General features: G+C 63.6%; 26 protein-coding genes and 1 riboswitch. Of the genes, 10 read left to right on the top strand and 16 right to left on the bottom strand.

The window, feature by feature from the left end; translation table 11 throughout:
* Nucleotides 1-158 precede the first annotated feature (158 nt).
* From ASG25_RS10030 to ASG25_RS10020, 3 genes are all read right to left on the bottom strand, one after another.
* Complete coding sequence (locus ASG25_RS10030; protein ID WP_062473046.1) at nucleotides 159-785, bottom strand: hypothetical protein; 627 nt, start codon at nucleotides 783-785, stop codon at nucleotides 159-161.
* Nucleotides 786-851: 66 nt separating this feature from the next.
* A complete protein-coding gene (locus ASG25_RS10025) occupies nucleotides 852-1,442 on the bottom strand; it encodes a TetR/AcrR family transcriptional regulator (RefSeq protein ID WP_062473044.1) in 591 nt (196 codons plus the stop codon).
* 54 nt (nucleotides 1,443-1,496) lie between these two features.
* Complete coding sequence (locus tag ASG25_RS10020) at nucleotides 1,497-2,324, bottom strand: oxidoreductase (RefSeq protein ID WP_062473042.1); 828 nt, start codon at nucleotides 2,322-2,324, stop codon at nucleotides 1,497-1,499.
* Nucleotides 2,325-2,415: 91 nt separating this feature from the next.
* Here ASG25_RS10020 and ASG25_RS10015 point away from each other — a divergent pair, with 91 nt between their 5' ends.
* Nucleotides 2,416-3,327 (top strand): AraC family transcriptional regulator, encoded by a 912-nt coding sequence (locus tag ASG25_RS10015; protein ID WP_062473040.1) that lies wholly within the window; start codon nucleotides 2,416-2,418, stop codon nucleotides 3,325-3,327.
* A 44-nt stretch (nucleotides 3,328-3,371) separates the two neighbouring features.
* Here ASG25_RS10015 and ASG25_RS10010 read toward each other — a convergent pair whose 3' ends face one another.
* The 5 genes from ASG25_RS10010 to ASG25_RS09990 form a co-directional block, all read right to left on the bottom strand.
* Complete coding sequence (locus ASG25_RS10010; protein ID WP_062473037.1) at nucleotides 3,372-4,061, bottom strand: aspartate/glutamate racemase family protein; 690 nt, start codon at nucleotides 4,059-4,061, stop codon at nucleotides 3,372-3,374.
* Nucleotides 4,062-4,112: 51 nt separating this feature from the next.
* Nucleotides 4,113-5,096, bottom strand: a complete 984-nt coding sequence (locus ASG25_RS10005) for an aldo/keto reductase (RefSeq protein WP_062473034.1) — start codon at nucleotides 5,094-5,096, stop codon at nucleotides 4,113-4,115.
* A 64-nt stretch (nucleotides 5,097-5,160) separates the two neighbouring features.
* Nucleotides 5,161-5,916 (bottom strand): SDR family oxidoreductase, encoded by a 756-nt coding sequence (locus ASG25_RS10000; protein WP_062473032.1) that lies wholly within the window; start codon nucleotides 5,914-5,916, stop codon nucleotides 5,161-5,163.
* Nucleotides 5,917-6,044: 128 nt separating this feature from the next.
* Entirely contained in the window at nucleotides 6,045-7,475 is a 1,431-nt protein-coding gene (locus tag ASG25_RS09995; RefSeq protein WP_062473031.1) for an MFS transporter, read from the bottom strand.
* A gap of 72 nt (nucleotides 7,476-7,547) precedes the next feature.
* Complete coding sequence (locus tag ASG25_RS09990) at nucleotides 7,548-8,081, bottom strand: TetR/AcrR family transcriptional regulator (protein WP_062474450.1); 534 nt, start codon at nucleotides 8,079-8,081, stop codon at nucleotides 7,548-7,550.
* Between the two features lie 209 nt (nucleotides 8,082-8,290).
* On the opposite strand from ASG25_RS09990, the gene ASG25_RS09985 reads away from it, so the two are divergent.
* Nucleotides 8,291-8,680, top strand: a complete 390-nt coding sequence (locus ASG25_RS09985; protein ID WP_062473028.1) for a RidA family protein — start codon at nucleotides 8,291-8,293, stop codon at nucleotides 8,678-8,680.
* A 283-nt stretch (nucleotides 8,681-8,963) separates the two neighbouring features.
* Here ASG25_RS09985 and ASG25_RS09980 read toward each other — a convergent pair whose 3' ends face one another.
* Together ASG25_RS09980 and thiC are read right to left on the bottom strand one after the other, a co-directional pair.
* Nucleotides 8,964-9,782 (bottom strand): transporter substrate-binding domain-containing protein, encoded by an 819-nt coding sequence (locus ASG25_RS09980; RefSeq protein ID WP_062473026.1) that lies wholly within the window; start codon nucleotides 9,780-9,782, stop codon nucleotides 8,964-8,966.
* Nucleotides 9,783-10,080: 298 nt separating this feature from the next.
* The gene (gene thiC, locus ASG25_RS09975) at nucleotides 10,081-11,922 is read right to left on the bottom strand and encodes a phosphomethylpyrimidine synthase ThiC (protein ID WP_062473024.1); all 1,842 of its coding nucleotides are present in this window, start codon (nucleotides 11,920-11,922) and stop codon (nucleotides 10,081-10,083) included.
* Between the two features lie 89 nt (nucleotides 11,923-12,011).
* Nucleotides 12,012-12,123: riboswitch (TPP riboswitch) on the bottom strand.
* 155 nt (nucleotides 12,124-12,278) lie between these two features.
* Here thiC and ASG25_RS09970 point away from each other — a divergent pair.
* The 4 genes from ASG25_RS09970 (at nucleotide 12,279) to repC (ending at nucleotide 17,276) form a co-directional block, all read left to right on the top strand.
* Nucleotides 12,279-12,557, top strand: a complete 279-nt coding sequence (locus tag ASG25_RS09970) for a WGR domain-containing protein (RefSeq protein ID WP_062474447.1) — start codon at nucleotides 12,279-12,281, stop codon at nucleotides 12,555-12,557.
* A gap of 494 nt (nucleotides 12,558-13,051) precedes the next feature.
* On the top strand, nucleotides 13,052-14,323 hold the full coding sequence (gene repA, locus ASG25_RS09965; RefSeq protein WP_062473022.1) for a plasmid partitioning protein RepA: 1,272 nt from the start codon (nucleotides 13,052-13,054) through the stop codon (nucleotides 14,321-14,323).
* A gap of 86 nt (nucleotides 14,324-14,409) precedes the next feature.
* Nucleotides 14,410-15,687 carry a plasmid partitioning protein RepB gene (repB, locus tag ASG25_RS09960; RefSeq protein ID WP_244479369.1) on the top strand — a complete coding sequence of 426 codons (1,278 nt, stop codon included), beginning with the start codon at nucleotides 14,410-14,412 and terminating at the stop codon, nucleotides 15,685-15,687.
* Nucleotides 15,688-16,064: 377 nt separating this feature from the next.
* A complete protein-coding gene (gene repC / locus ASG25_RS09955) occupies nucleotides 16,065-17,276 on the top strand; it encodes a plasmid replication protein RepC (protein WP_062473020.1) in 1,212 nt (403 codons plus the stop codon).
* A gap of 194 nt (nucleotides 17,277-17,470) precedes the next feature.
* Here the strand turns inward: repC and ASG25_RS09950 are convergent, their stop codons facing one another.
* From ASG25_RS09950 to ASG25_RS09935, 4 genes are all read right to left on the bottom strand, one after another.
* Nucleotides 17,471-18,208 carry an ABC transporter ATP-binding protein gene (locus ASG25_RS09950; RefSeq protein WP_062474444.1) on the bottom strand — a complete coding sequence of 246 codons (738 nt, stop codon included), beginning with the start codon at nucleotides 18,206-18,208 and terminating at the stop codon, nucleotides 17,471-17,473.
* A gap of 104 nt (nucleotides 18,209-18,312) precedes the next feature.
* Nucleotides 18,313-19,314 carry an ABC transporter substrate-binding protein gene (locus ASG25_RS09945; protein WP_062473019.1) on the bottom strand — a complete coding sequence of 334 codons (1,002 nt, stop codon included), beginning with the start codon at nucleotides 19,312-19,314 and terminating at the stop codon, nucleotides 18,313-18,315.
* A gap of 102 nt (nucleotides 19,315-19,416) precedes the next feature.
* Nucleotides 19,417-20,361, bottom strand: a complete 945-nt coding sequence (locus ASG25_RS09940; RefSeq protein ID WP_244479368.1) for an ABC transporter permease — start codon at nucleotides 20,359-20,361, stop codon at nucleotides 19,417-19,419.
* 132 nt (nucleotides 20,362-20,493) lie between these two features.
* A complete protein-coding gene (locus tag ASG25_RS09935; RefSeq protein ID WP_062473017.1) occupies nucleotides 20,494-21,840 on the bottom strand; it encodes an LLM class flavin-dependent oxidoreductase in 1,347 nt (448 codons plus the stop codon).
* Nucleotides 21,841-22,240: 400 nt separating this feature from the next.
* Between ASG25_RS09935 and ASG25_RS09930 the strand changes: the two genes are divergently transcribed.
* The 4 genes from ASG25_RS09930 (at nucleotide 22,241) to ASG25_RS23435 (ending at nucleotide 24,195) form a co-directional block, all read left to right on the top strand.
* Nucleotides 22,241-22,996, top strand: coding sequence for a metallophosphoesterase (locus ASG25_RS09930; RefSeq protein ID WP_062473015.1), 756 nt, complete (start codon nucleotides 22,241-22,243; stop codon nucleotides 22,994-22,996).
* A gap of 83 nt (nucleotides 22,997-23,079) precedes the next feature.
* A complete protein-coding gene (gene vapB, locus ASG25_RS09925) occupies nucleotides 23,080-23,310 on the top strand; it encodes a type II toxin-antitoxin system VapB family antitoxin (protein ID WP_062473013.1) in 231 nt (76 codons plus the stop codon).
* Nucleotides 23,310-23,711 carry a tRNA(fMet)-specific endonuclease VapC gene (vapC, locus tag ASG25_RS09920; RefSeq protein WP_062473011.1) on the top strand — a complete coding sequence of 134 codons (402 nt, stop codon included), beginning with the start codon at nucleotides 23,310-23,312 and terminating at the stop codon, nucleotides 23,709-23,711. The genes vapB and vapC overlap by 1 nt, the downstream gene beginning before the upstream one ends.
* A gap of 115 nt (nucleotides 23,712-23,826) precedes the next feature.
* Nucleotides 23,827-24,195, top strand: coding sequence for a hypothetical protein (locus ASG25_RS23435; RefSeq protein ID WP_244479367.1), 369 nt, complete (start codon nucleotides 23,827-23,829; stop codon nucleotides 24,193-24,195).
* Between the two features lie 191 nt (nucleotides 24,196-24,386).
* Here ASG25_RS23435 and ASG25_RS23430 read toward each other — a convergent pair whose 3' ends face one another.
* Entirely contained in the window at nucleotides 24,387-24,665 is a 279-nt protein-coding gene (locus ASG25_RS23430) for a sigma factor (RefSeq protein WP_244479366.1), read from the bottom strand.
* Nucleotides 24,666-24,908: 243 nt separating this feature from the next.
* Nucleotides 24,909-25,715, bottom strand: a complete 807-nt coding sequence (locus ASG25_RS09905; RefSeq protein WP_062473007.1) for an inositol monophosphatase family protein — start codon at nucleotides 25,713-25,715, stop codon at nucleotides 24,909-24,911.

The raw sequence follows: 25,715 nt of genomic DNA, 5'->3' as shown, positions 1-25,715 counted from the left end.
GATTGATTGCCTCAGATTGAACATTGACATTGAAGCGTTTGCGCTCATCTCAACGTCTTCCATCTGGGGCATTTTACGGCTGGAGATCAGGCATCGTCGATCGGTCATCGCTGGCCGAAGCAGTAAGGCGGCTGCTCCGGCCAGTGACGGCGTGGTCTTCACATGGGGGGAACCACGCCATTCTTGCCGACGACAACCTGGTGAGCGATCGGGCCGGTTTCAGCCTTTTCGGCGGTGATGAAGACCACGGCGCCGGGAACGAGATCATCCTTGGTGGCTCCAGCGATGGTCACGACAGGTGTCCCATCCGGAATGGCGATCTTCTTTTCCTTGCCATGATAGGTCACGGTGACAGTCCGGCCATCGACGCCCTTAACGGCATCCGCGACCGTCGCATTGGTCATGCTGCTGTCGGGCTTCAGATCCCAACCATAGCTCCCCTCGCCCGTGCCTTTCATTGCCGGCGGGAAAATCAGGACCTGAAGTGCGCCATTGCCGCCGTCGGCCTTTGGCATGGAGGCGATGCCGACGAAATTGCCCGGCTTGATGTCGGTGACCTTGGCATCTGCGACGCCTGCCACCTTCCAATCGTCAGCAAGCGCGACATCGATCGTCTTGCCTTCGCGCGTCTTCACTTTGAGCGTTGAACCCTGGTAGTCGACGATGCTGCCGCGGACATGAATCGGCGCGGCTTGCCTATTTTCGGCAGACGCGGGTGTCGAGAGGACGGTTACAGAAAGGATGTTGATCAGCCCGAGGGCCAGAGCGGGGAATACTTTCCTCATTTCTATCTTCCTACTAGTTGGTAGTTTTTTGGGCGCGATTGACCTGATTAGGCTAGCTACGCAGGATTAGTGAGAGACATTCGGCGTAAGACGATTGAGAGCCGGTGCAAGTATCATCGAGAACACCTCGGGTTTCCCGTAGGCTCTCGCCGAGAGCATCGCGCCATACACCGTTGCGAGAAATGCTTCGGCTTCAACGTGCGGTTCGCTTGTAAGTCTGAGCGCTCCGCTTTTGCTTCCACGCTCCATCACTGTCGTCAGCCACGACGAAATGAAGCGGAAAAATGCCGTAACCTCCGTTGCGACTTCCGGCGGCAGCGAAGGCAGCTCACTGGCGAGCAAAGCGCATACACAATAGGGTCTGCTCGCATCCTCGATGCATTTGGTCCAGTGGTCCGCATAGCCCTTGAGAATGTCCAATGCGTCTGGAACGTTCTGTTCAAGGGTGACAACGCTCGCCTGACCGTCTTCCCTGTAGCGCTGGACCAGTTCACGCACCAGATCGGCCTTGCTAGGGAAGTGATGGTGGATGCTGGCCTTGCGGATGCCGACCACTTCCGAAATGTCTGCATAGCTGAACCCATTGTAGCCCCCACGCATGATAAGGTTACGGGCGGAGGCCAGGATTGCGTCGGACGTGGTCGAAAGATTGCTCATACGCGTTACCTACCTTCTAGTAGGCAGACCGTCAAGCGCGAAGAATCTTTTTTGTTAGCCGTCAGTTGAGACTGTAAGAGCTTTCCACGTCTCGAGTTCCTGCTGCAAACGCTCGATCCGCGCCGTCACGTGCCGGAGGGCATCGCTGCCAAGAAGAAGCTGCGGCGGAGGATTGTCCGATCCGATGAGAGCAAGCACGGCGGTGGCCAGTTTCCCAGGGTCACCGAGTTGCTTGCCGCTGACGGCCTGACGCGCCTCGCGGATCGGATCAAACAGGCTGTCGTAATCCGCAATCGACCTGTCGGTGCGGACCATGGACCGCCCAGCCCAGTCTGTCCGGAATGAGCCGGGGCAAAGCGTTGTCACGTGAACGCCAAAGGGGTCCATTTCCGAGCGCATGACCTCGGAAATCGCCTGAAGGGCAAACTTGCTGCCGCAGTAGTATGCGATGCCGGGCATGGTGATCATACCGCCCATCGACGTGACGTTAACCATGAAGCCACGACGGCGCTCACGGAACCTCGGAAGAAAGGCCTTGGCCACAGCGACGGCGCCGAACACGTTCACGTCAAACTGACGTCGCATCTCTTCAAGTGGCGATTCCTCGAGCACGCCCTCGTGACCGTATCCGGCATTGTTGATCAACACGTCGACGGCCCCGTGGTCGTCCTCCGCTTGCTGGACGACGTCAGGGATACGGTCGAATTCGGTAACGTCGCAGAGGACCGCGTGCAGTTTCGGGAGAGTCTTTGCCAGCGCTTCCCGCGCGGCTTCGGAGCGGACGGTCCCGATGACGGAGTGACCGGCTTCGATTGCGGCCGTGGCGATCGCCAATCCAAAGCCGGAATTCGCCCCTGTTATGAAAAACGTTCTGATCGCCATCGGTGAAACTCATTGATTAACCGTGGATGACAGATAATCTGAAGGCGACCCGAACTCGATTGCGAATTCTTTCAGTGTTTTGCCTGATCCTATGATTGTAGAGGAACAGTCCGTCGTCCGTAACCGGCTCGTCGCCGCGGCCGCGCAATTGGCCCCTCGCCTCGGCTACAATCAGACTGCGATCCGTTGTGTCCGTATCCTGCGCACCGAAGCGGTACTTGATGACGTCCCGGTTCTCTATAAGCCGGGGGCAGTTTTCGTCTTACAAGGAAGCAAATGCGGAATTCTGGAGGGCCATGTCTACCTCTATGACGAGCACCATTATCTTGCTGTCTCAGTACCCGTTCCGTTCCGGATGACGTCAAGAGCAAGTCCACAGCGGCCATTGCTTGCCATCTATCTGGAGTTCGATATGCAGATGGCGGCCGAGATTGCTCTGCAGGTGGAGCAAATCGCAGGTCCTTCGGACGCCAAGCCGAGAGGGCTCCTCTCGAGCGGAACCGATCGCGATATCGAAGACGTCCTGCTTCGCCTGCTGACTGTGCTCGGCAACCCGGTCGAGCGCGCCGTGCTCGGGAGCTCCATCCTGCGTGAACTGCATTATCGGATCATGTCAGGGCCGCAGGGTGACACGGTGATCGCGGCCCTTCAGCGGAAAGGAGCCTCTGGAAAACTGGTCGAGAGCGTGACTTGGCTGCGGGAGAACTACGCGGCCGAAATCGCCGTCGCGGATCTGGCCAGAAAGGTGGGCATGAGCGTGCCTTCCTATCACGTCCATTTCAAGAACCTGACCGGCTCAAGTCCGATGCAATATGTAAAGGCGATGCGGCTCCATGAGGCGCGACTTATGATCGCCCGCCAGAGCGGGACCATTGCGGACGTCGCTGCGTCGGTCGGCTATGTCAGCCCTGCCCAATTCAGCCGCGATTTTAGAAGGCATTTTGGACGCACGGCGTCGGACGAGGCGAAGTGGGTCCGTCAGCATCTTGGTGAGCAGGGCTAACATGTTCTGGCGCGCTCCCGCAAAACCGCCAGATGGGCAGCATGTCACTGCAAGGCAGCGCGAAGGGCGGCTTCACAGTGAACCAGCGTCGTATCGAACACGGGGACGCCGACATTTCCCTGGTTCAACAGCATGCCTACCTCGGTGCATACAAGGATAAGACAGTCGCAGCCTTGATCGATCAGTCCCTGCGCGATCCGTTCATACGTCACGCGACTATCCTCACGAACCACATTGCGACACAACTCGTCATGGATGATGCGGTGGGTTTCCGCTCGATCATCGGCATCAGGAACGGTTGGTGACAATCCTCGCGCGGTCAGCCGGTCGGTGTAGAAACTCTGTTCCATCGTGAAGGCGGTCGCCATAAGCCCCGGCCTACGGAAGCCGCCGTCTAGGATAGCGGTCGCCGTTGCATCGGCGATGTGCACGAATGGGATCGACATCCCGAGAACGATTTTGTCCGCCACCTTGTGCATGGTGTTCGTCGCTAGAATGAGGAGGTCGGCACCACCGCGCTCCAGGGCAACGGCTTTTTCATGGAGGATATTTGCCGCCGTGTCCCAATCAGAGGATGCCTGTAGCTTCTCGATCTCATCGAAGTCGACTGACCTGATCAGAAGCTCAGGAGAATGAAGTCCGCCCAGGCTCTCGCGGGTAAGCCTGCAGAGTTCCCGGTAATAGATTTGGGTCGAAGTCGCGGACATTCCGCCCAATATGCCGATCGTCTTCAAATTCTTGGTCCACCTTCACGTGTCTCAGCCTGTTGCCGCCAACCCCTATCGTCAGGAGAACCCAACGACAGAGTGAGGAATGTAACTGCTTTCCAGATCTCTGATTTCAGCATCCGTGAGGCCGATGGTCAGCGCAGCGACAGCATCGTCCAAATGATGCAATTTGGTCGCGCCGACGATGGGTGCCGTGATCTCGGATTTCGCAAGAACCCAAGCGAGTGCGATCTGCGCTCTGGGAACCCCTCTCTCCTTCGCGATCTTTGCCACAGCCTCTACGACGCGCCTATCGGCCTCCGCGGTCATCGCAGTATAAAGGCCTTTGCCGATCTCGTCGGTTTCGGAGCGATCACTTTGCGCGTCCCAGTCGCGGGTCAAACGGCCGCGCGCGAGGGGACTCCACGGGATAACGCCAATACCCTCTGCTTTGCAAAGCGGAAGCATCTCCCTTTCTTCTTCGCGATACAGCAGGTTCAGGTGGTTCTGCATGGAGACGAACCGTGACCATCCGTTTGCCTCCGAGACAGCGAGCATTTTCGAGAACTGCCACGCGTACATCGACGACGCACCGATGTAACGGGCTTTGCCCGCCTTGACGACGTCATGCAAAGCTTCCAGCGTTTCCTCGATCGGCGTATTATGGTCGAAGCGGTGGATCTGGTAGAGGTCAACATAGTCCGTCCCCAACCGCCTCAGGCTGGCATCGATCTCCGAAAGAATGGCTTTGCGGGACAGGCCGGCGCCATTTGGTCCTGGTTTCATCCGACCATTGACCTTCGTGGCGATGACGACGTCGTCTCTCTTTGAGTAATCCCTGATAGCGCGGCCGAGGATGTCTTCGCTCGTTCCATCCGAGTAGACGTTTGCAGTATCGAAGAAGTTGATCCCCAGTTCGATGGCTTTGCGGATAAAGGGGCGGCTTTGTTCCTCTGTTAGCGTCCAGGGGTGGCTTCCGCGATCGGGCTCGCCATAGCTCATGCACCCGAGGCAGAGTTGTGAAACCTCCAGGCCGGTGTTTCCAAGGCGCGTATATTCCATGTCTATCTCCAATTTCGCGGCGAGAACTCGACGTGCCAGTCGCAGGTCCCGCCTTGATGCTTGTTCAAGCGCTTATGCCGCCATCGACGAGAATGCCCGAGCCGGTGATGTAGCCAGCGCCTGGCCCCGCAAGGAATGCAACGACCTCTGCGACCTCTCGGGTCCGACCGTATCGGGCAATCGACAGGCTCGGCAAGATCGCAGGTGCTAGCGCGCCATCGGCAGGGTTCATATCGGTGTCGATCGGGCCAGGCCGGACCAGATTGACGGTGATTTCCCGCGGACCCAGTTCGCGCGCTAGTCCACGTGTAAAACTTTCCAGAGCGGACTTGGTCGCCGCATAGACCGCAATTCCTGCGAAAGGGACAGCCAAGCCTGCATTGCTGCCGGTACTGATGATGCGGCCTCCATTAGGAATATGCTTCAGCGCTGCCTGTGTGATCAAGAAGACGCCACGCACATTGACGTTCAATTGAAGATCGATCTCGTCCAGTGGCTGTGAGGAGAAATCACCCGCAAACAGGACGCCGGCATTGTTGACAAGGATGTCGAGGCCGTCGAGATCAGCAACAGTCCGCTCGACCGCAGCTCGAGCAGCGTCAGCGCTCGCGGCATCCGCTTGAATGGCAATGGCCTTGCGGCCCATCACTCCGATCTCGGCGACGATCGCTTCGGCCTTTTCCGCCGACCTCTCGTAGGTGATGGCGACGTCGGCGCCATCCTCGGCCAGTTTCAACGCGATGGCCGCACCGATACCGCGTGCCGCGCCCGTCACGAGCGCTCGCTTTCCCGCAAGCGGAGGAGTGGGAACGTTGAACATAGGGTTTACCTCAAAATGTTGCGATTGGATCGGGAGAGAAAGGAATTGTCCGCGGGTAGCCGATTGAGGTGAGGCGTGGTCACACCGTCAACGGATGCGTCGGTGGCTAGATTTCTCAGCGTTGGCATTCATCGGTGGGCTTCGCTGTTCGATGGAACGCCAGCAGACAGCCAACCTGCAACGAGAAGGCAGAGACCAATAGCGACGGCTGCGACACTGTAGGCATGGCCGATCGATCGCTCATCGGATGCTGAACCGAGGATTGAAAAAAACAATCCGCCGATAAGCGCTGTTGCCAAAGCGCCGCCTATCTGGAGCATCGAATTGACCAGGCCGGAGGCCAAACCCGACTGAGCCGGGTCAACCCGCTGAACGACAGTCTTTACGAGATTTGGAAGTGCAATTCCCTGACCGGCGCCAATAAGGAACAGGGCAACGAAGAGGAACTCTGGCGCCCCGAAGGAGACCAGGGCGGCGGTCCCGAACAATCCAGCCGCTTCGAGGGTCATGCCTGCGGCGGCGGAATACCTGCCGAAGACGCGAAAGATGCTCCCGCTTGCAAACGGCCCCAAAACGAACCCGAGGGCGGCAGGAAGGATTGCAACTCCGGCCTCGAAAGGCGTGCGGCCAAGGCCGCCTTGTTGGTAGACCGAGAATGTCAGCCAGAAAGCCGCAAAGGCATAGAAGAACAGGGCTGAGAGAAGCCCGCGCTTCAATCCGGGAACCTGAAGCAGTCGAGGTTCGACGATAGGATTGCCTCCTGCTGCCGCCACTTTCCGCTCATAGCGCCAAAAGAGCAGAAGAAGTGGCAGGCAAGCCGATAGCACCAAGACCGACCAGATCGGCCACCCGCGCTCACGGCCCGCAATGAGCGGGGAGATCAGCGCAAACAACGCACCGGCGATCAGCGTCGCTCCACCCAGATCCAGCTTCGTCGCGTGCTCCGATCGGGTCTCGCGCAACATTACCAGCGCGGCTGGCGCGGCGATCGCGATCACGGGAAGGTTGATGAGGAAAATGGCTCTCCATCCAAGGCCAAAGACATTCAGGGCAATCAGCGCACCACCGAGAAAGAGGCCGACCATCGATGCCACCCCAAATGTCAGGGCATAAAAGCTGAGTGCTCTCGACTTCTCGTGGTCGGGAAAAATCGCATTGATGGATGCCAAAGCCTGCGGCGCCATGATGGCTGCCGCAAACCCTTGAAGGATACGACCGATGACAAGGACCGAGGGGGACCAGGCAAAACCGCACAAGGCAGAGGCGGCGGCAAACGCCACCATTCCAGCCAGAAAGATGTTCCGTCGACCGTAAAGGTCGCCAAGCCTGCCACCCGTGATCAGCATCACTGCGTAGGTCGTTGCATAGCCTGAGATGATCAACTGCATCGTCGAGGCGGACGCCTGGAAGTCCTCCCGGATCGAGGGCAGCGCCACGTTGACGATGAAGAAATCGAGCGGGGGCAGAAAAGCCCCGGTCAGCAAGATGGCCAATGCCGTCCACCTGCGTGGATCGAGGCAGTCTATGGCGTCATGGGATGGTGTCAACGTTCTCTCCATTTCGAGGCTCGAAACCGCTCAAGCGGGTTTGCAGAATGCGCTTATTCGGAACTGAATGGTTCCTAATTAGAGTCAGTCAAGCGGCTTCAGCGCGACGTCGACCATCGCCTTGGTGTCGTCGCGATCCGCTCCTGTTTTCCCGAGAACTCTCATTCCTTGGATCTGACACACGAGGAACCTCGCCAGAGTTCGCTCGTCCAGCAACCGATCAATCTCGCCCAGGGCTTGGGCTCTTATGATGGCAGCCGCATAGAGATCCTGCAGTCGCCGGAAGAGTCGTGCAATTCGAGCAGAAACCTCTTCGTCCGCAGGGAGCATTTCGACAGCCGATAACACGACGAAGCACCCACGCAGCCCCTCCTTGCCGGAAGACTCTTCGACCTGTCGCAAGAAGGCTTGCTTGATTGCAGCCTTGGGCGACGGGTTGGAATGCAGGATTTCGCCAAGCTTGCGAATGGCATCCTCGATATAGACATCAAGCGCGCGGAGATACAGGCCGCGCTTATCCACGAAAGCTTTGTAGAAACTACCTCTCGATAGCTGCATTCCTTCGAGCAGATCGGGCAAAGACGCGTCGTGATACCCATGCTTCCAGAAGACACCCATCGCCTTGCGAACTGCATCATCAAGTTCGAATTCACGAGGACGGCCGGCGGACGGAGATGTCTGGGTGCTTTTTACCATACCGGCAATATGGAACCATTCAGTTCCTATTGCAAGGGCTGTTTCCTGACGCTAGGTAGATGTCCGTGACGTCGTGGCGATGCCCTCTTCGAATGGGGCCGCTTCTCTTTTTCAGGAAATGGTGCAGCATTATGGATCACGAAGTCATTATTCCGGAGGAAATGCGCGAAATCGTCGCCCGCGCAGGATATGCCCCGGCGGTTAAGGTTGGTGATACGATCTACGTCGTCGGGCAAGTTGGCCGCACGAAGGACTTGCAGGTGATTGAGGACCCGCGAGACCAGTTCAGGGCCATGTGGGAGAACCTCCGCATCGTCCTCGAGGCCGCGAACTGCACCTTCGACGACGTGGTGGAGATGACGAGCTATCATGTGGAGATGTCGAAGCACATGGAGATCTTCCGGACGGCGAAGAACGAAGTCTTTCCAAAAGGAACCTACGCATGGACTTGCATCGGCGTCGCCGAACTCGCGCATCCTGGCTTGCTAGCAGAGGTGAAATGCGTCGCGGTGAAGCGATAGCGGTTTGGGTTCACACCGATCGACGCGCGGGCAACGCCGCTTTGCTGGGGGGCGTTACCGCATGGGACGGGGCCCGGCTCACGAACGGATGATCGACGGCCCGCCAGAGCAGTGTTTCCTGCCAACCATGGTGATGACGGGCAACAACGACAGCTCCGGCCGGCGATTCCGGCCAGAATCAGGCAAGCGTTCATGCAGGGGCGTCACGGTGTCGGATCCCGACGTCGAGCCGGCGCCCTGGACTCCGGGCTTGTCGCTCCACGCATCCGGCCCGGGACATTCTCTATTTCACAGATCGTGGCGCACCGACGTCGAGGATGGCGGGATCGAAGCCGACGTCCCGGACGGCCTTCGCCATCGAACCGTCGGCGTGCTGGTGTGCAATGCTGAGATCGAGGGCCGTCCCGAGCGAGGTGTTGCCCTTGGTGTAGAGCACGGTGGTCTGTGGCGGCAGGACGGTCGCCTGGATGCGATCGTCGGGTTCCGCGATCCTGATGGCGATGCCGGGATACGCCCCTTGGGTCTTCTGATTGTAGCTTCCGGCGTTGTAGCCGAGGAACCCGACGTCCAGACGGTCGGCGGCGAGATCCTGTGCCAAGGCCACCGGCGTCGGATAGAGCTTGAGGTTCGAGCCGAACAGTTTTTGCAGGTCGCTGACCCAGAAGAACCCGGTGACGGTCCCTGCCCTCTTGCCGAGGGTCGCCGCGATGGTCGTGTCGCCCGCCTTCGAGTAGATCCCCATATGGTCGATATAGAGCGGCGCGGATTGGTCCAGCACCTGCCGGCGCTTCTCCGTGCGGTTCCAGCTCCCGATCGCGACATCCGCTTTGCCGGAGATCACCGACTGGATCGTCGCGGCCGGATCCATCACCTGCGTGACGACGTCGAGGCAATGGTCGGTGGCAAAGCGCGTGACGATCTGCGGGTCGATCCCCGTGATCGTCCCGTCCGGCGATGCGAAGGTGAAGGGCGGATAGTCGTAGGCGGCGACCGTCAGCTTGCCTGGCGTGATCGTTGCGATCCTTTCCGCACAATCTCCTGCATGGGCAGCATGCGGTAGGAGAAGCGACAGGACGGTGGAGAGGACGAGAGAGGGTTTCATGCCGTGTCTCCGTGATGCGGCCGGGACCCGTCCGCCGTTGTGAACCGATCCGTGTTTTTCCATACTGTTCACGACGCAATCGAAAAATCAACCCGAAAATCTATGCGGATCTGCTCATATTCCAGCACTTCGAACGACCTGACGCAGCCGCCCCGACGTCTCCATCCATGCCGGCCAGGTAACGCACCAGAGGTAACGCGCCAGATTTGACGCGCCGGGGCCAACCGCCTCGCACGCCCGGCCGGAGGAGACCGTCGGGCAAGCGTCGTCGCGGTCGACGGCGTGTCGGCCGATCCGCTCAGGCCCCCTCGCCCCTTCCCTCTTCCCCGCCGCCGGCCGCCGGGACGGCAGACCCGACGCTCAGCGCCTCGGCGCGGATGTCGTGGGAGATGCGCATGGAACAGAATTTGGGTCCGCACATCGAACAGAACGGGGTGGACTTGTGGACGTCCTTCGGCAGGGTCTCGTCATGAAAGGCGCGCGCCGTGTCGGGGTCGAGGGAGAGGTTGAACTGGTCTTCCCAGCGGAATGCGAAGCGGGCCCGCGACAGGGCATCGTCGCGCAGCCGGGCCGCGGGATGCCCCTTAGCGAGATCGGCGGCATGGGCGGCGATCTTGTAGGTGATCACGCCGGTCTTGACATCCTTGCGGTCGGGCAGGCCGAGATGTTCCTTCGGCGTGACGTAGCACAGCATGGCCGTGCCGAACCATCCGATCATTGCCGCGCCGATGCCGGAGGTGATGTGATCGTAGCCGGGCGCGATATCGGTCGTCAGCGGGCCAAGGGTGTAGAACGGCGCCTCGCCACACACCGCGAGCTGTTTGTCCATATTGGCCTTGATCTTGTGCATCGGCACATGGCCCGGCCCTTCGATCATCACCTGGCAATCGCGATCCCAGGCGATGCGCGTGAGTTCCCCGAGCGTTTCCAGTTCGGCAAACTGCGCCGCATCGTTTGCATCCGCAATCGAGCCCGGTCGCAGCCCGTCCCCCAGCGAAAAGGACATGTCGTATGCCCGGGCGATCTCGCAGATCTCCGCAAAATGCGTGTAGAGGAAATTCTCGCGGCGATGATGCAGGCACCACTTCGCCATGATGGATCCGCCGCGCGAGACGATGCCCGTCACCCGGTTGGCCGTCAGCGGAATATAGGCGCGCCGAACGCCGGCATGGATGGTGACGTAATCCACCCCCTGCTCCGCCTGCTCGATCAAGGTGTCGCGATAGACCTCCCAGGTCAGGTCCTCGGCGACGCCGTTGACCTTCTCGAGCGCCTGGTAGAGCGGCACGGTGCCGATGGGCACCGGCGCGTTGCGGAGGATCCAGTCGCGGATATTGTGAATATTGCGCCCGGTCGACAGGTCCATGACCGTATCGGCGCCCCAGCGGATCGCCCAGACCATCTTGTCCACCTCTTCCTCCATGGACGAGGTCACGGCGGAATTGCCGATATTGGCGTTGATCTTCACGAGAAAATTCCGGCCGATGATCATCGGCTCAAGCTCGGCATGATTGATGTTGGCGGGAATGATCGCCCGGCCCGCCGCGATTTCCGCGCGCACGAACTCCGGTGTGACAGGGTCCGGTATGGCGGCGCCGAAACTCTCGCCATCCTGCCCCGAGCTGTCCTGCCCCCTGCTGTTTCGGGCGGCACCCTCGCCTGCTCCTTCCCCCTGCATCTGCCGGCCGAGGTTTTCGCGAATGGCGACGTACTCCATCTCCGCCGTGATGATGCCGGCGCGCGCATAGGCCAGCTGCGTGACCGCCCGCCCGCCTGATGCCTTCAAGGGAGCGACGGGCGTCGGAAAGGCCGGCGTCAGACGATCGCCTGCGGCAAAGCCGTTGTCGGCTGCCGTCACGGCCCGGCCGTCATAGGCGACGACATCGTTCCGGGCGCGTACCCAGGCGTCGCGCAAGCGCGGCAGGCCGCGCGCGATCGAGATGCTCTGGGCGGGATCCGTATAGGGCCCGGAGGGATCATAGAGCGTGACGCGCGGCTCGTCGGCATCGGCGTGCAGCGATACCGCGCGCATGGGCACGCGAAGATCCGGGTAGAGCGTTCCCGGCGTGAACACCTTTGTCGAGGCGGGCAGCGGGCCGGTGGTGACGTGGGGAAGGCAGGATCGGTCGACAGAGGTCATGGCAAGGCGCTCCAAGGGTTGGAGACCCGGTCCGGAACGGCAAGGGAAAGAGGCGCCACAGCCGGTGCCGGACGAGAACCGCCCGAACGTCTGCCTGCATCGCACCGTCCCTCCGCCAGTATGAACTGGATCAGGTTCAACGGGTCCCTGCGCGCGCTAGCAGTATCTCAGCCCCTTGCCGGGACCCCCCTGGTGAATATGCGCAACCTTGCATGGAGCCCGCGTGGCGTCAAGGGCGTCCCCGCAGCGCCAGACGGGCGGGGGCAGCGCGTTCGATCACGACCGTGAATCAAACAGGGCGGATCGATTCATAAGTCTCGTTGGACCTTGGCCTCCCTGCGCGCGAGCATGCGGGCATGACGCTGTCCCGCTACCACCTGCATCTCGAGCGCTGCGATCCCGCACGCAACATGGCACGCTTCTACGCCCTGTCGCTGGAGCCTTCCTTGTTCGGCGACGTCGTGCTTGTGCGGCGATGGGGACGGATCGGTGCGGTGGGTCGCTCGCGGTTGGATGTCTTCTCGGACGAGCAGGCAGCTGTCTGCGCGATGATGGATCTTCTGCGGCAGAAACGGGCGCGCGGCTATGCCGTGGGGCAATGGGGTGCCGGCCGGGGTCAGCGGCGGCGGGCGTGACGCGGCGATAGCGAGTTGACAGCTGTCAACTTTGTCCCCGGGAATGCGGGATGTCGTTCAAAGTTGACAGCTGTCAACTTCCCGCTCTCGCAAAAGTCCGTCCGGTTTGCGGGGATGCGAATGCCAGAAATGCCATGCAGATCAACACGCGACGACGCTTTTTCTCCACGGCGCGCGGTGGCGCTTTACCCTCGCAGCACAGGAAGCAGACAGGCAAGGAACGGTGCTGTGGACAGGAGGGGCTTGCAAAAATGGCTGGCGCAGAAATCGCTTGACGCGACTCGCATGCGGCCTCAGCTTCTAACGCCAGATGGCGAATATCAAGGCCGCTGGCGTAACGGACTGCCTCCTCTGTATATAGGGCGGCGCAACGTATACCCTGAAGGTCGAGAATCGCTGGCAGGGCGGCGGCGCGTCCACCCCTGAGCCCGATACGCATCATCCGTCGGTCGCGCCTCCTGCGCAACCCGGCAGACAGCAAGGAACGAGACACCATGGCCCAACCGGCCCCCACGACACGCACCGGCCCGAAAGACGAGGCGCCGGCGCCCTCGGCGGATCTGACGATCGCCGCGGACGCGACCGCGCTGTCGGAGCAGCTGAAGGCGATGCGCGAGCGGCTGTTTCCGCCGACGTCGACAAAGACGCTGCGGCCGTTTTCCTCCGGCGAGGCGGCCAAGCTGATCGGCGTGTCCGACGGCTATCTGCGCCAGCTGTCGCTCGCCGGGGAGGGGCCGCAGCCCGAGACGGGGGTCGGCGGCCGTCGGTTCTATTCGCTGGCCGACATCAATGCGCTGCGCGTGCATCTGTCGGACCAGGCCATGGCCAAGGGGCATGTCGCCAAGGCGCGCGGCTATCTGCCGCGGCGGGATGCCGACGCCGGCGAACGGCTCCAGGTCATCTCGGTCACCAACTTCAAGGGCGGTTCGGGAAAGACGACCTCCGCCGTGCATCTGGCGCAATATCTGGCGCTCACCGGCCACCGGGTGCTGGCGATCGACCTCGATCCGCAGGCGTCGCTTTCGGCGCTGTTCGGCTACCAGCCCGAGCTGGACCTGACCGGCAACGATACGCTCTACGGCGCAATCCGCTATGATGCGGAACAGCGGCCCTTGTCCGACGTCATCCGCCAGACCTATTTTCCTGGGCTCGATCTCGTGCCCGGCAATATCGAGCTGCAGGAATTCGAGCATGTGACGCCGCAGGCGCTGGCGGATCGGCAATCGGGCCGGGAAGGGGGCGTCGACAGCGGCCCCCTGTTCTTTGCCCGCATCCAGGCGGTGCTCGGCACGGTGGAGGCGGATTACGACGTTGTCGTTATCGATTGCCCGCCCCAGCTCGGCTATCTCACCCTGTCGGCGCTCTGTGCCTCCACCTCCGTCATCGTGACCGTGCATCCGCAGATGCTGGACATCGCCTCGATGAACCAGTTCCTGTTCATGACGGCGGATCTTCTGTCGGTGGTGCGCGACGCCGGAGGCACGCTCAACTTCGACTTCCTGCGCTATCTCGTCACCCGTTTCGAGCCGAACGACGGGCCGCAAGCCCAGATCGTGGGCTTCATGCGGTCCCTGTTCGGCGAACGCGTGCTGACGGCGCCGATGGTGAAGTCCACCGCGGTGTCGGATGCGGGCCTGACGAAACAGACGCTCTACGAGGTCGGGCGCGAAAACTTCACCCGGGCGACCTACGACCGCGCGGTGGAATCGATGAATGCCGTCAACAGCGAGATCGAGGCGCTGGTGCATGCGGTGTGGAACCGCTGATGGCGGCGGGAACTGCGATCGGACCCTTGCGGCGCGCCTCCATGGCGGGCGAGACGGAGGGTCGGGGTTTGGAAAGGACGGGACGAATGGCGGCGAACCGCAAGAGCGAACTGAAGGCATTGTTTGGCGGCGGCCTGAGCCCCGCCGATGCGTCTCGCATGACGGAGGCGCAGAAGGCGGAGGCGCAGAAGCGAGACGCGCAGAAGGGAGACGCGGCGAAGGGGGAGGCGGGCCCGGCCGCAACCGACGGCCGGATGTCTCCCGGCCTGTCGTCCGGCACGTCTGCGGGCATGGCCCCCGAGCGGAAATCGGCCGAGGCTGCCGGCGAGGGGCGACCGGGCGGATCGGGAGCCGCCACGCCCGAGGGGGCTTCACCCGTGCCGCCGGCGCGCAGTGCGTCCGGCGCGGTCAAGGCCATGGGGCTGTCGCTCAACGCCATCACGCGCGAGGCCGAGGAAGCCCGCGTGCTGCGCCAGGCGCTGTCGGAAGGGGAGCGGGTCGTCACCGTCGATCCCGCCCGCATCGAGGCGTCCTTCGTCGAAGACCGCCTGATGATCGAAGGCGTGGCCGACCCGGATTTCGAAACCCTGGTGGAGAGCGTGCGCGAATCCGGTCAGCAGGTGCCCGTGCTCCTGCGGCCGCATCCGGAGAAGCCGGGCGTCTACCAGACCGCCTATGGTCATCGGCGCATCCGCGCTGCCGCCCGTCTCGGCCGTCCGGTCAAGGCGATCATTCGCGCGCTGAGCGATGACGAGCTGGTTCTGGCCCAGGGCAAGGAAAATGCCGAGCGCCGCAATCTCTCCTTCATCGAGCGGGCCCTCTTTGCCCAGAACCTCGCCCAGCGCGGCTTCGATCGCAAGATGATCGGCGAAGCGCTGGCGGTGCAGAAGAGCGAGTTGTCGCGCCTGATGCAGGTGATCGAGAGCGTGCCCAACAACTTCGTCCGCTTCATCGGCCCGGCGCCGAAAGTGGGCCGCGAGCGCTGGATGAAGCTCGGCGAGATCCTTTCCAAGGATGCCCGGCAGGTGCAGGGCATCGACGTCGTCTATTCCGACAAGTTCCGGGCGGCCGACAGCGATCGGCGTTTCCAGATGCTCTTTTCCCACCTCGACGCCATCGGCAAGCCTATGAAGGTCAAGCGGAGCGCGGCCGTCCCCGGCCAGCCGGCAGACCCGGCCTCGGGCAAGGGCGCACGACCGCTGGCGGATGCACGCGGCCGGGTCTTTGCCCGACTAAGGGTGGAAGCGGGCGCAACGCGGATCGAGTTTGCCGAGGACACGCCGACGGCCTTCATCGAGGCGGCGACGGCGCTCCTCGTCGAGGCACATCAACGCTTTGCGCAGGAGGAGGCCGGCGACAGCTGAGCCCGACGCGCATTCCCTGTTTCGCCCTTGCCTGTTTTAAGGTGGGGGCGGTGAAGGCGACCGGAGAGCCGGGAGCCGATCGGATCTGAACCAGAAAAGGACGACCAAGAGAGCAAGAAAAAAGGCCCCCAAAACGTCACCGTCATGGAAGCCCTCTTCAATCTAAGCAGTTCAAGAGAATCACTTCCGACCAGCAAAGTCAAGAGTCAGTGGCAGAAATGCCGATCGGCGGAGCTATGACCGGGGCATTCCGGTGCTGCGGCGAAGCCCTCTGATCTCGAGGCCATCGACGCCCGAAGGCTTTGGAAACAAGGGTTTCGGCGAAGGACGACGTGTGCCGTGCCGGGGCAGGCTTGCCTCCCAGCGGAGATGGAGAGATGGAGAGATTTGCAACGACGCCCTTTGGCGGCGCACGCCTGACTGCGCGCAATTTTGCGCTTCGGGCCGACCTCGAACAGCGACAGGCGCGTCTCTGCGCCGGCGAGGGCGGCAATGCGACCGGCCAGGCCGAGAAATACCGGATCATTCGTGCGCTCAGCGAAGCGCGCGCCGTCTGGGGCCTTTCGGACCGGGCGATCGCAGTGCTCGAGGCGCTGGCGAGCTTCCATCAGGATCGTCATCTCGACGGTCGCGCGCCGATCATCGTCTTTCCGTCCAATGCTGAACTGTCCCTGCGCGCCCGCGGCATGTCGCCGGCCACATTGCGCCGCCATCTCGCGAGCCTGGTTGAGGCCGGGCTGATCCTGCGGCGCGACAGTGCCAACGGCAAGCGTTACTGCCGCCGTGACGACCAGGGCACGGTCGAGAGCGCCTTTGGCTTCGATCTGGCGCCGCTGGCCCTTAGGGCTGAGGACATCCTGTCCGGCGCCGCGTTGGTGCGCGACAGCGCCCGCCGCATCGCCCGCCTGCGCACAGAGATCTCCCTGCACCTGCGCGATATCGCCAAGATCATCGAGGCCGCCTTTGCAGACGGGCGTGCGACGCTGGAGACGCCGGTCTGGCAGGCCTTCGTCGAGCGGCTGCGGGGGCTCTCCGGCAGGGTTCAGCGCAACGGCACGGAAGAGGACCTGTCTGCGCGCAACGCCGCGCTTCTGCGGCTGCGGGCGGAGGTGGAATCCGCCTATCTCGAAACCTTCTCGGAACAGGAATTGAGCGCCAATGACGCTCATTCCGAGCACCATATTCATAATTCAAAAACAGACCTAGCTTTTGATAAAAACGGCAAAAGAGTCAAAGAAAGCGGCGCGGCCAGCGATCCCATTGCGCCGGAGCGGAAATCGGCAGGCATTGCGTTAAAGGATTTTCTGAGGCTCTGCCCGGATATCGCGGATTACGCCCGTGGCGGCGTTTCCGGCTGGGCGGATGTGATCGGGGCGGCAGCCGTGGTCCGCTCCATGCTCGGCATCAGCCCCAGCGCCTGGGATGCGGCCCGGAATGCCATGGGCGAGATCGCCGCAGCCATCGTGATGGCCGCCATCCTGCAACGCAGCACGGCCATCCGTTCGCCCGGCGGCTATCTCCGCGACCTCACCGCCAAGGCCGAGCAGGGGCGCTTCTCGATCGGACCGATGCTGAAGGCGCTGGGATGAGGCCGCGCACCTCCAAGCGCCGGTGCCCTTCCGTGAGCCGGCTAAGGGTTCCGGCCGCCCGCGGTTCGCGCAACGCAAAAAGGCCCCGCAGCAGGGCGGGGCCTCGATGGATGCAACGCATCGCTCGGCGCACCGAATGATGCGTCTCAAGCCGATCGCGGACGAATGTTTGGGCGGCTTGGCGTCCGGGCGCCTCAGTGAAGGCCGAAGGCGGCCAGAAGTGCGGCACGCAGCTGCACGAAGCGGGGTTCGCTGCGGCTGCGGGGACGGGGGAGGTCGACGGTGATCTCGCGGGTGCTGTCGCCCTTTTCGCGGGGCAGGATCAGTACGCGATCGGCCAGGTAGACCGCCTCTTCGAGATCGTGGGTGACAAGGATCATCGTCACCTTTTCCTCGCGCCAGATGCGGGACAGCTCGTCCTGCAGGGTGAGCTTGGTCATGGCGTCGAGCGCGCCGAACGGCTCGTCGAGCAGGAGGATTTCGGGCTTCACCGCAAGCGCCCGGGCAATGCCGACCCGCTGGGCCATGCCGCCGGACAGCTGGGCCGGCAGGGCGTCGGCGAAATCGGCCAGGCCGACGAGACCGACATAGTGGCGGGCGCGCTCGCGGGCCTCGGCCCTGGTCGCCCCGCGGTTTTCGAGCGGGAAGGCGATATTGTCGAGCACCGTGAGCCAGGGCAGGAGGCGGGGTTCCTGGAAGACCACCGCCCGGTCCGCGCCGACCCCGTGCACGGGGCTGTCGTCGATCAGGACCGCGCCGTCATCCGCCGCTTCCAGCCCGGCAATCACCCGGAGAAGCGTGGTCTTGCCGGAACCGGATGCGCCGACGATGGCGAGCACCTCGCCGGCGGCGACATGGTGGCTGACGCGGTCGAGCACGGGGAAGGGGCGTCCGTTGAGGACATAGGACTTGGACAGGTTGCGGATCGTCACCGCGCCGCCGGCGCGATGTCCCGCCGCAACCCGGTCGTCCGAGACACGCTCGGGCTGCGGTGCTTCTGCAAGGGCTGTTTCCACAAGGGCCATGATGGCGCTCCTCAGTTGGCGGCGGCAAAGGCCGCGGGCTCGTAGAGAATGTCTTCCGCCTTCAGCTGGCCCTCGCGCAGAGAGCCGCTTCGGGTCAGGGTATCGATCCAGAACTGCAGATCCCGGGGAACGGCCTTGCCACCCTCGCGCACGCCGTAGCCGGTGAAATACTGGGCGATCTCGGGATTTTCGTTGCGCGCCGCAAGCGCGGTCTTCAGGAGCGCGCGGGTTTCCTCCGGATGGAGACGGGCATATTCGAGCGCGGCCTGCGATTTCTCCACGAAGATCCGGGCCGCCTCGGGATGGGCGGCAATCCAGTCGCGGCGCAGCACGACGAAGCCGCCCGCGATTTCGCCGAGCACATCGGTGTCCCCGAACACCTTCTGCAGCGGGCCGTTCTTGAGGGCTGCGCCTTCAAACGTCTTCTGCCAGTAGCCGAAGGCGGAGACATCGACCTGTTTGGAGCGCAGGACCTGTTCGAGCTGCGGGCCGGGCACGACGACGAGCTTGGCGGCATTTTCCGGCAGGCCGACGGAATGCAGCGCCTCGCGCACGGTGTAGTCGAGATGCGCGCCGAGCGTGTTCACCGCGATCGTCTTGCCCTGCAGATCCTTGATCGTGGTGATCGGGCTGCCCTCCAGCGTGTAGAAGACGCTCTCGGTGCCCGTGTTGATGCCGTTGGAGGGATAGGCGGCGACGAAATCATTGCCGCCGGCAATCGAGTTGAGCACGGCCGCCGTGGCGGCGCTGCCAAGCTCGACATCACCCGAGGCGACGGCGAACAGGGATGCCGGGCCACCCTGGGCATAGCCGACATTTTCGAGCGTGATGCCGGTATCCTTGAAATAGCCGAGCGCGTCGGCGAGCTCATGGGCGGACAGGCTACCCTGGCTTGCCAGATAGCGGATGGTGACAGGTTCGGATGCGGCGCGCGCGGCGCCGGCGGGTGCGACAAGGGCGAGGCCGGCGGCAAGGACCGCGAGCTGACCGAAGGTACGGCGGGACATCGGCATGGGGGACTCCGTGGGTTCGGGGAGGGGAGGGGGAGAGGCCGGAAGAGGCCAAGAGGGGAGGGGAGAGGAGGGAAGACGAAGGCGGCCGATGAGCGGGCGGGATCAGTCCTTGATCCGCGACCAGCGGCAGAGCCGCGCCTGCAGCGTCTCGAGCACGAGATTGGCGAGCAGGCCGAGGAGGGCCAGCAGCAGGATGGCGGCAAACATCAGCGGGATCTGGAAATTGTACTGCGCGTTCATGACCTGGAACCCGATGCCGGAGTTCGCGCCGATCATCTCGGCGGCGATCAAGAGCAGGAGGGCCGTGGTGGCGCTGAGGCGCAGGCCGACGAAGATCTGCGGCAGAGAGGCGGGCAGCACGACGCGACGGAACACGGTGAGCCGGCTTGCGCCATAGACGCGGGCCATCTCCACGAGCTTTGCATCCACCTGCTTGACCCCGCCGATCGTGGCGAGAAGAATCGGAAACAGCGTGGCCCAGAAGATGACGAAGATCTTTGACGTCTCGCCGAGGCCGAGCAGCAGGATGAAGACGGGGTAGAGCGCGAGCGCCGAGGTCTGGCGGAAGAGCTGCAGGATCGGGCCGAGGCTGTGCTCGATGATGCGGATCTGGCCCATGAAGAGGCCGAGCGGGATGCCGATGCCGACGGCGGCCCCGAAGGCGATGCCGGAGCGCTGCAGGCTGATGGCGATATCATTGGCGAAGGTTCCGACCGTCACCCCCGTCCACAGGGCCCGGACGATCGCATCGAGCGGTGGCAGCACGGCCGGGTTGGACCAACCGAGCGCGGGCGCGACCTGCCACAGCACGGCGAAGGCCACGAGCAGTCCGAACCGGGCGGTGACCCGCCGGGCAAACGCGGCAAAGCGCGCCGCCCGGCCGGCCGCGGGCGCGGAACGCACCTCCGGCGCAGGCGCTGGATCGGCAAGCGGCACGGCGGATGCGCGCGCTGCGGAACCGGACCTGTGCGGAGGAGGCGGGCGATGCCAGAAGCGGGGGCCGGCATAGCGCGGCAGGATCACGGGCTGCTGGGTCTCGAGCGTCATGGGGGCATCCCTGTTGCAAGGTGAGAGGTCGGCCGATCGCCCCGAAGTCAAAGGCCCGCGGGGTACAGAGGGCCCGGTAACGAGGGTGGGCGATCGAAGGGCGTGGGGGTGAAGGGTCGCCGAAGGCAGGCGCTATTCGGCTGCCGCGGCAAAGGGCAGGCTCCAGCGGGTGTGCGGGAAGGGCAGGCCCAGATTGTCGCGCAGCGTGCGGCCCTCATAGGCCGTGCGGAACAGGCCGCGGCGCTGCAGCTCGGGAATGACGAGATCGACGAAATCGTTGAGACCGGTCGGAAGCCAGGGCGGCAGGATATTGAACCCGTCGGCCCCTTCGTTCTCGAACCAGTCCTGCAGCGTGTCGGCGATGTCGACGGGCGAGCCGACCAATGTGAAGTGGCCGCGCGCCGAGGCGATCCACTGGTAGAGCTGCCGGATGGAAAACTGGTTCTCGTCGGCGATCTGGCGGATCAGCGCCTGGCGGCTCTTCATGCCCTCGGTCGGAGCGACGGGGGGCAGCGGTCCGTCCAGATCGAGGCCGCGCAGGTCGAGCTCGCCGCCGGTCAGCGCCTTGATGAGCGCAAGGCCGTCTTCCTCGACGATCAGGCCGGTCAGCCGCTCGTATTTCTCCTGAGCCTCGGCGCGCGTGCGGCCGACGAAGGGCGAGACACCGGGCATGACCAGGATGTGGGCGGGATCGCGCCCCAAGGCTTTTGCCCGCGTCTTGATATCGCGGTAGAACGCCTGGGCGGTCTCCAGCTTCTGGTGGGCGGTGAAGATCACCTCCGCCGTGGAGGCTGCGAGATCGCGTCCGTCCTCGGACTGCCCGGCCTGGACGATGACGGGATGGCCCTGGGGCGATCTCAGCACGTTCAGCGGGCCTTCGACCTTGAAATGCTCGCCATCGTGATCAATGCGGTGCACCTTGTTGACATCGAAATAGACGCCGCTGTCGCGATCGCGGATGAAGGCATCGTCCTCGAAGCTCTCCCACAGCGCCTTGACCACCGCCACGTGCTCGGCCGCGCGGCGATAGCGCGCGGCATGCGGCAGCTGCGTGTCGCGGTTGAAGTTGCGGGCCGCCGCTTCCGTCGCCGTCGTGACGACGTTCCAGCCGGCGCGCCCGTCGGAAATTAGGTCGAGCGAGGCGAACTTGCGGGCGAGCGCATAGGGCTCCTCATAGGTTGTCGACGCGGTGGCAATGAAGCCGAGATGGGTAGTGAAGGGCGCAATCGCGGAAAACAGCGTGACCGGCTCGAAGCCGACGACCCGTGCATTGCCGCCCTCCACGCCGCCGCCGAAGGCGACAGCCAGGCCATCGGCCAGGAAGTAGGCGTCGAACAGGCCGCGTTCGGCCGTCTGTGCCAGCTCGATGTGGAACTGGAGATTGGTCGCACCGTCGACCGGCTGGTCGGGATGACGCCAAGCCGCGATATGCTGTCCACCGCCGGGAAGAAAGGCTCCGAGTTTGATCTGCCGTGTCATGACATGCCCTTTCGCGTTGCAATTCCGGCCGCGCCTGGCCGGGTTGAAGCGATTATCAGAGTTTGTCTACAGACTTTATAGAGTATTTTTTTCGAATTCCGGCGGGGAGGGGAACGGAAATTCCTGGCGCACGTCGCGCGGTAGAACGGAAGAGGCACGCGGGCAGCCGCGATGCCCGTTCCCAGATGTCCGCCAGGCCTCGACACGCGCGCATAGGAGTACCGCGATGCGCATCCACATCGCTCCCGCGAAATCGTCCGGCTTGCGCGGGTTTTGGTGGCGTGCCGGGGGACGGATGGCCTATAGAGCGTGCGACCGGACCATGGCCGCGGCGGACGGGATGAGGCATAGACGGATGGCGCGTAGACGGTGCAGACGCCTTCTGCAGGGAACGACAGCGATGACGACAGCCAGCCAGCCGAACGAGATCTATGCGATCGCCGACATTCACGGACGCGCGGATCTCCTCGAGGTCCTGCTCGGCTTCATTGCAGGCGAGGCGGCCCGTCATGGCACAAACCCGGTCCTCATCTTCCTCGGCGATCTGATCGACCGCGGGCCGCACAGCCCGAAGGTGCTCGACCAGGTATGCGCGGCGCTCGATCTTTACCCGGGGTCGCGGCTGATCCTCGGCAATCACGATTTCTATCTGCGCGAGATGCTGCGCGGCACGCTGGCCGCGGAGGATGCGGTCAACTGGCTAGACTGGGGTGGCGTCGCGACGCTCAGTGCCTACTCGCACCGCCCGGTGCCCGATCTCGATGCCATCGCCGCGGAGATCCGCACGACCTTTCCCCACCATGTCGAGCTTCTGGAAACCGCGCTGACCTACAAGGAAATCGGGCGCTTCTGCTTCGTGCATGCCGGCATCCGGCCGGGGGTGGAGCTCATCCGGCAGACGGATTACGACCTGCGCTGGATCCGGGCCGGCTTTCTCGATCATACCGAGTTCTTCGGCCACATGGTCCTGCACGGACATACGATCACGGCCTCGCTGCGGCCGGAAATCCACGTCAACCGCATCGCGCTGGACACCGGCGCCTATCGATCCGGCCGGCTGACCGCCGCCGTGATCCGCGACGACGCACTGTCCCATTTCGTCTCGACCGAGGTGTCCCAAGAGGGCGCAATCCAGGTCGGCACTTGGCGCCCCTGACGGGCGATTGACAGATCCGATTGCTCGGTCTACATGGGATATGCGACGTGTATATGGCGATGCAGGATCGAAGGGTTTTCCCCATGGAACAGGGTGCCGTCTTCCAGAGCAATCGAAGCCAGGCGATAAGGCTGCCCAAGGCGGTCGCCCTGCCGGAAGACGTCAAGCGCGTCGATATCGTCGCGCTGGGGCGCACCCGCATCATCGCGCCGGCGGGCGAGGTCTGGGACAGCTGGTTCGAGGGCCCGGCTGCGACGGCCGACTTCATGGACGACCGGGACCAGCCGGCGCCGCAGGAGCGCGAGGCCTTCTAATGCTTCGCTACATGCTGGACACGAATATCTGCATCTACGCCATTAAGAACCGGCCACCGGCCGTGCGGGAGGCGTTCAACCGCCACTCCGGCCAGCTGTGCATCAGCGCGGTGACCCTGATGGAGCTCCTCTACGGGGCCGAGAAATCGGCAAGCCCCGACTCCAATCTTGCGGTGGTCGAAGGCTTTGCCGCGCGTCTCGACGTGCTGCCCTATGACGACAGGGCGGCCGGCCACACAGGGGAGCTGCGCGCCGGACTCGCCCGCGCGGGAACGCCGATCGGACCCTACGACCAGCTGATTGCCGGCCATGCCCGCGCCCGCGGCCTCATCGTCATCACCAACAACCGGCGCGAATTCGACCGGGTGCCCGGCCTGCGTGTCGAGGACTGGACCGGATAGGCGGCTCCGGCCACCTCAGCGCGAGCTCGCCCCCTTTGCCCGTTCCCTGGGCCTGTGCGCGAGCATCCAACGGTTGCCATCGGCCAGCTGCACCTGTTTCTGCCGTGCCGTCAGGGTGAAATGGTCCCTGCTGAGCGCGCCGGCCGGCAGCATGTGGTCGGCCGTGGCCAAGGCGAGCGCCCCGTCCTTCGAGGTCGACGATACCCGTCAGGAATTTCCGCCGGCTTGCCTGCTTCTTCAGGAGCCGCTGGCCCAGCGCGCCGTCGGTGAGGTCGACGCGGGCGGCCACGTCGCTGGGCATCCGTCCTTCCTGCAGCCGGATCCAGGCGGTCTCGTTCCGCTCGTCGGCATTGAGCCACGCCTCGAAGGATCGGGCCCTGCTCTCGGACATGCCGCCCGAGGACATTTCGATTATCTATTTGATCGCGATTTCCGCCCGGTGGTCATCCAGTTGCTGCAACATGCGTGTCCCCGCCATTCCTAGCTCGCGCCGGCGAGATAGGCCGCACGCATGCCCTGGACGAGATATTTGCGCACCACGCTCACCGAGACGTTCAGCGCCTTGGCCACGTAGGCATGGCACGCGCCCGATCTGGCTTATGACGAAGCCGGCGCGCGCCTTCGGCGATAGCGTTGCGAGCATGGCTTCGATCGCCTGCAGCGCTTGCAAGACAATCAGCCTGTCCTCGGCCGAACTGTCATCGCCTCGGGAAGGTTGGCGAGTTCCGCCTCGTAGGCGCGCTGCAGATCGTTGCGCCGGCGCGCATCGTAGATTAGCCGGCGGACAATCGTTGTCATCATCGCCCGCGGTTCGCGCACCGCAGCGATATGCGGCATCCTCAGCATGACGAGGAACACATCGGATGCGACATCCTCGGCGGAGTGGACGGTCCAGCGCTGGCGGCCGAGCCAGCGCGTCAACCAGCCCTGATGATCCCGGAAGACGCGATTCATAACAACGCGGCGACCGCCCGGCGTGCCGCGCTGGCAGACGGGCCGGGCATGCCCACGGGCCGGGTGAGAGCCTGAAAGACGAAGGGCCTGGAGGACGGGAGAGGCAGGCGCGATGGAGGCGCACTGTCGGCGCGCTGCAGGTAGCGGCGCGGGCCTGCCGCGCACCGGTCGGCTGGGAGTGAAAGGTCGCACCGCCGGTCGTCTCCTGTGGCCGCGATCTCGGTGAAAGTGCGACCCCCGGTCTCAGGTCGCGGCGGGGACGAACATCTCTTCGCGGAGCCAGCGATGGATCCCGGCCGGGCCGGCGACGATCGAGCCCTCTCCGGGCCTTTTGCCGAAGAGGTCGGTCACGTGGGCTCCGGCTTCCTCCGCCACGAGCTTGCCGGCTGCATAGTCGTAATAGCTGAGGCCGTCCTCGAAATAGCCGTCGAGCCGTCCCGCGCCGATATAGGCGAGGTCGAGCGCGGCCGATCCGAGACGGCGCACGCCCGCGGTCATGTCGGCCACCCGGTCGAGCCCCTTGAAGAACGCCTCGCGGCCGATCGCCTTCAACTGGCCCCGCACCGGCAGGGACAAGGAGAGGATGGCATCCTGCGGTTTCTTTTCGCGCAGGCGCGGCAGCGGTACGCCGTTCAGCCGGGCTCCCGCGCCGCGAATGGCGGTGAACATCTCCTGGCGTAGGGGATCGTAGACGACGCCCAGGATTTCGCCGTCACCGTCGCAAAGCGCGATGCTGACCGCGAAATAGGGAATGCCCCAGATGAAGTTGCTCGTCCCGTCGAGCGGATCGACCACCCAGCGGCGCTCGGCCTCCGCCTGCCGCGTTCCCGTTTCCTCGCCGAGGAAACCGTAGGCATCGCCGGCCGTGGCCAGAACCGCCGCGATCGCCTCCTCGGCCGCGAGATCCGCCTGTGAGGCATAGTCGCCGAGAGCCTTCTGCCGGACGGCGTCGTCGCGCATCTTGCCGAAGTGGGCGTCGAGCACCTCGCCGCCGGCAAGGGCTGCCGCGCGCGCAAGATCGAGAAGGGCGTCCGGGGAAAGCTCGGTCAT

Origin of the sequence: Rhizobium sp. Leaf384 (genome assembly GCF_001424065.1) — a bacterium.
GTDB lineage: Bacteria > Pseudomonadota > Alphaproteobacteria > Rhizobiales > Rhizobiaceae > Ferranicluibacter.
This window is presented reverse-complemented; position numbering and strand designations above follow the sequence as displayed.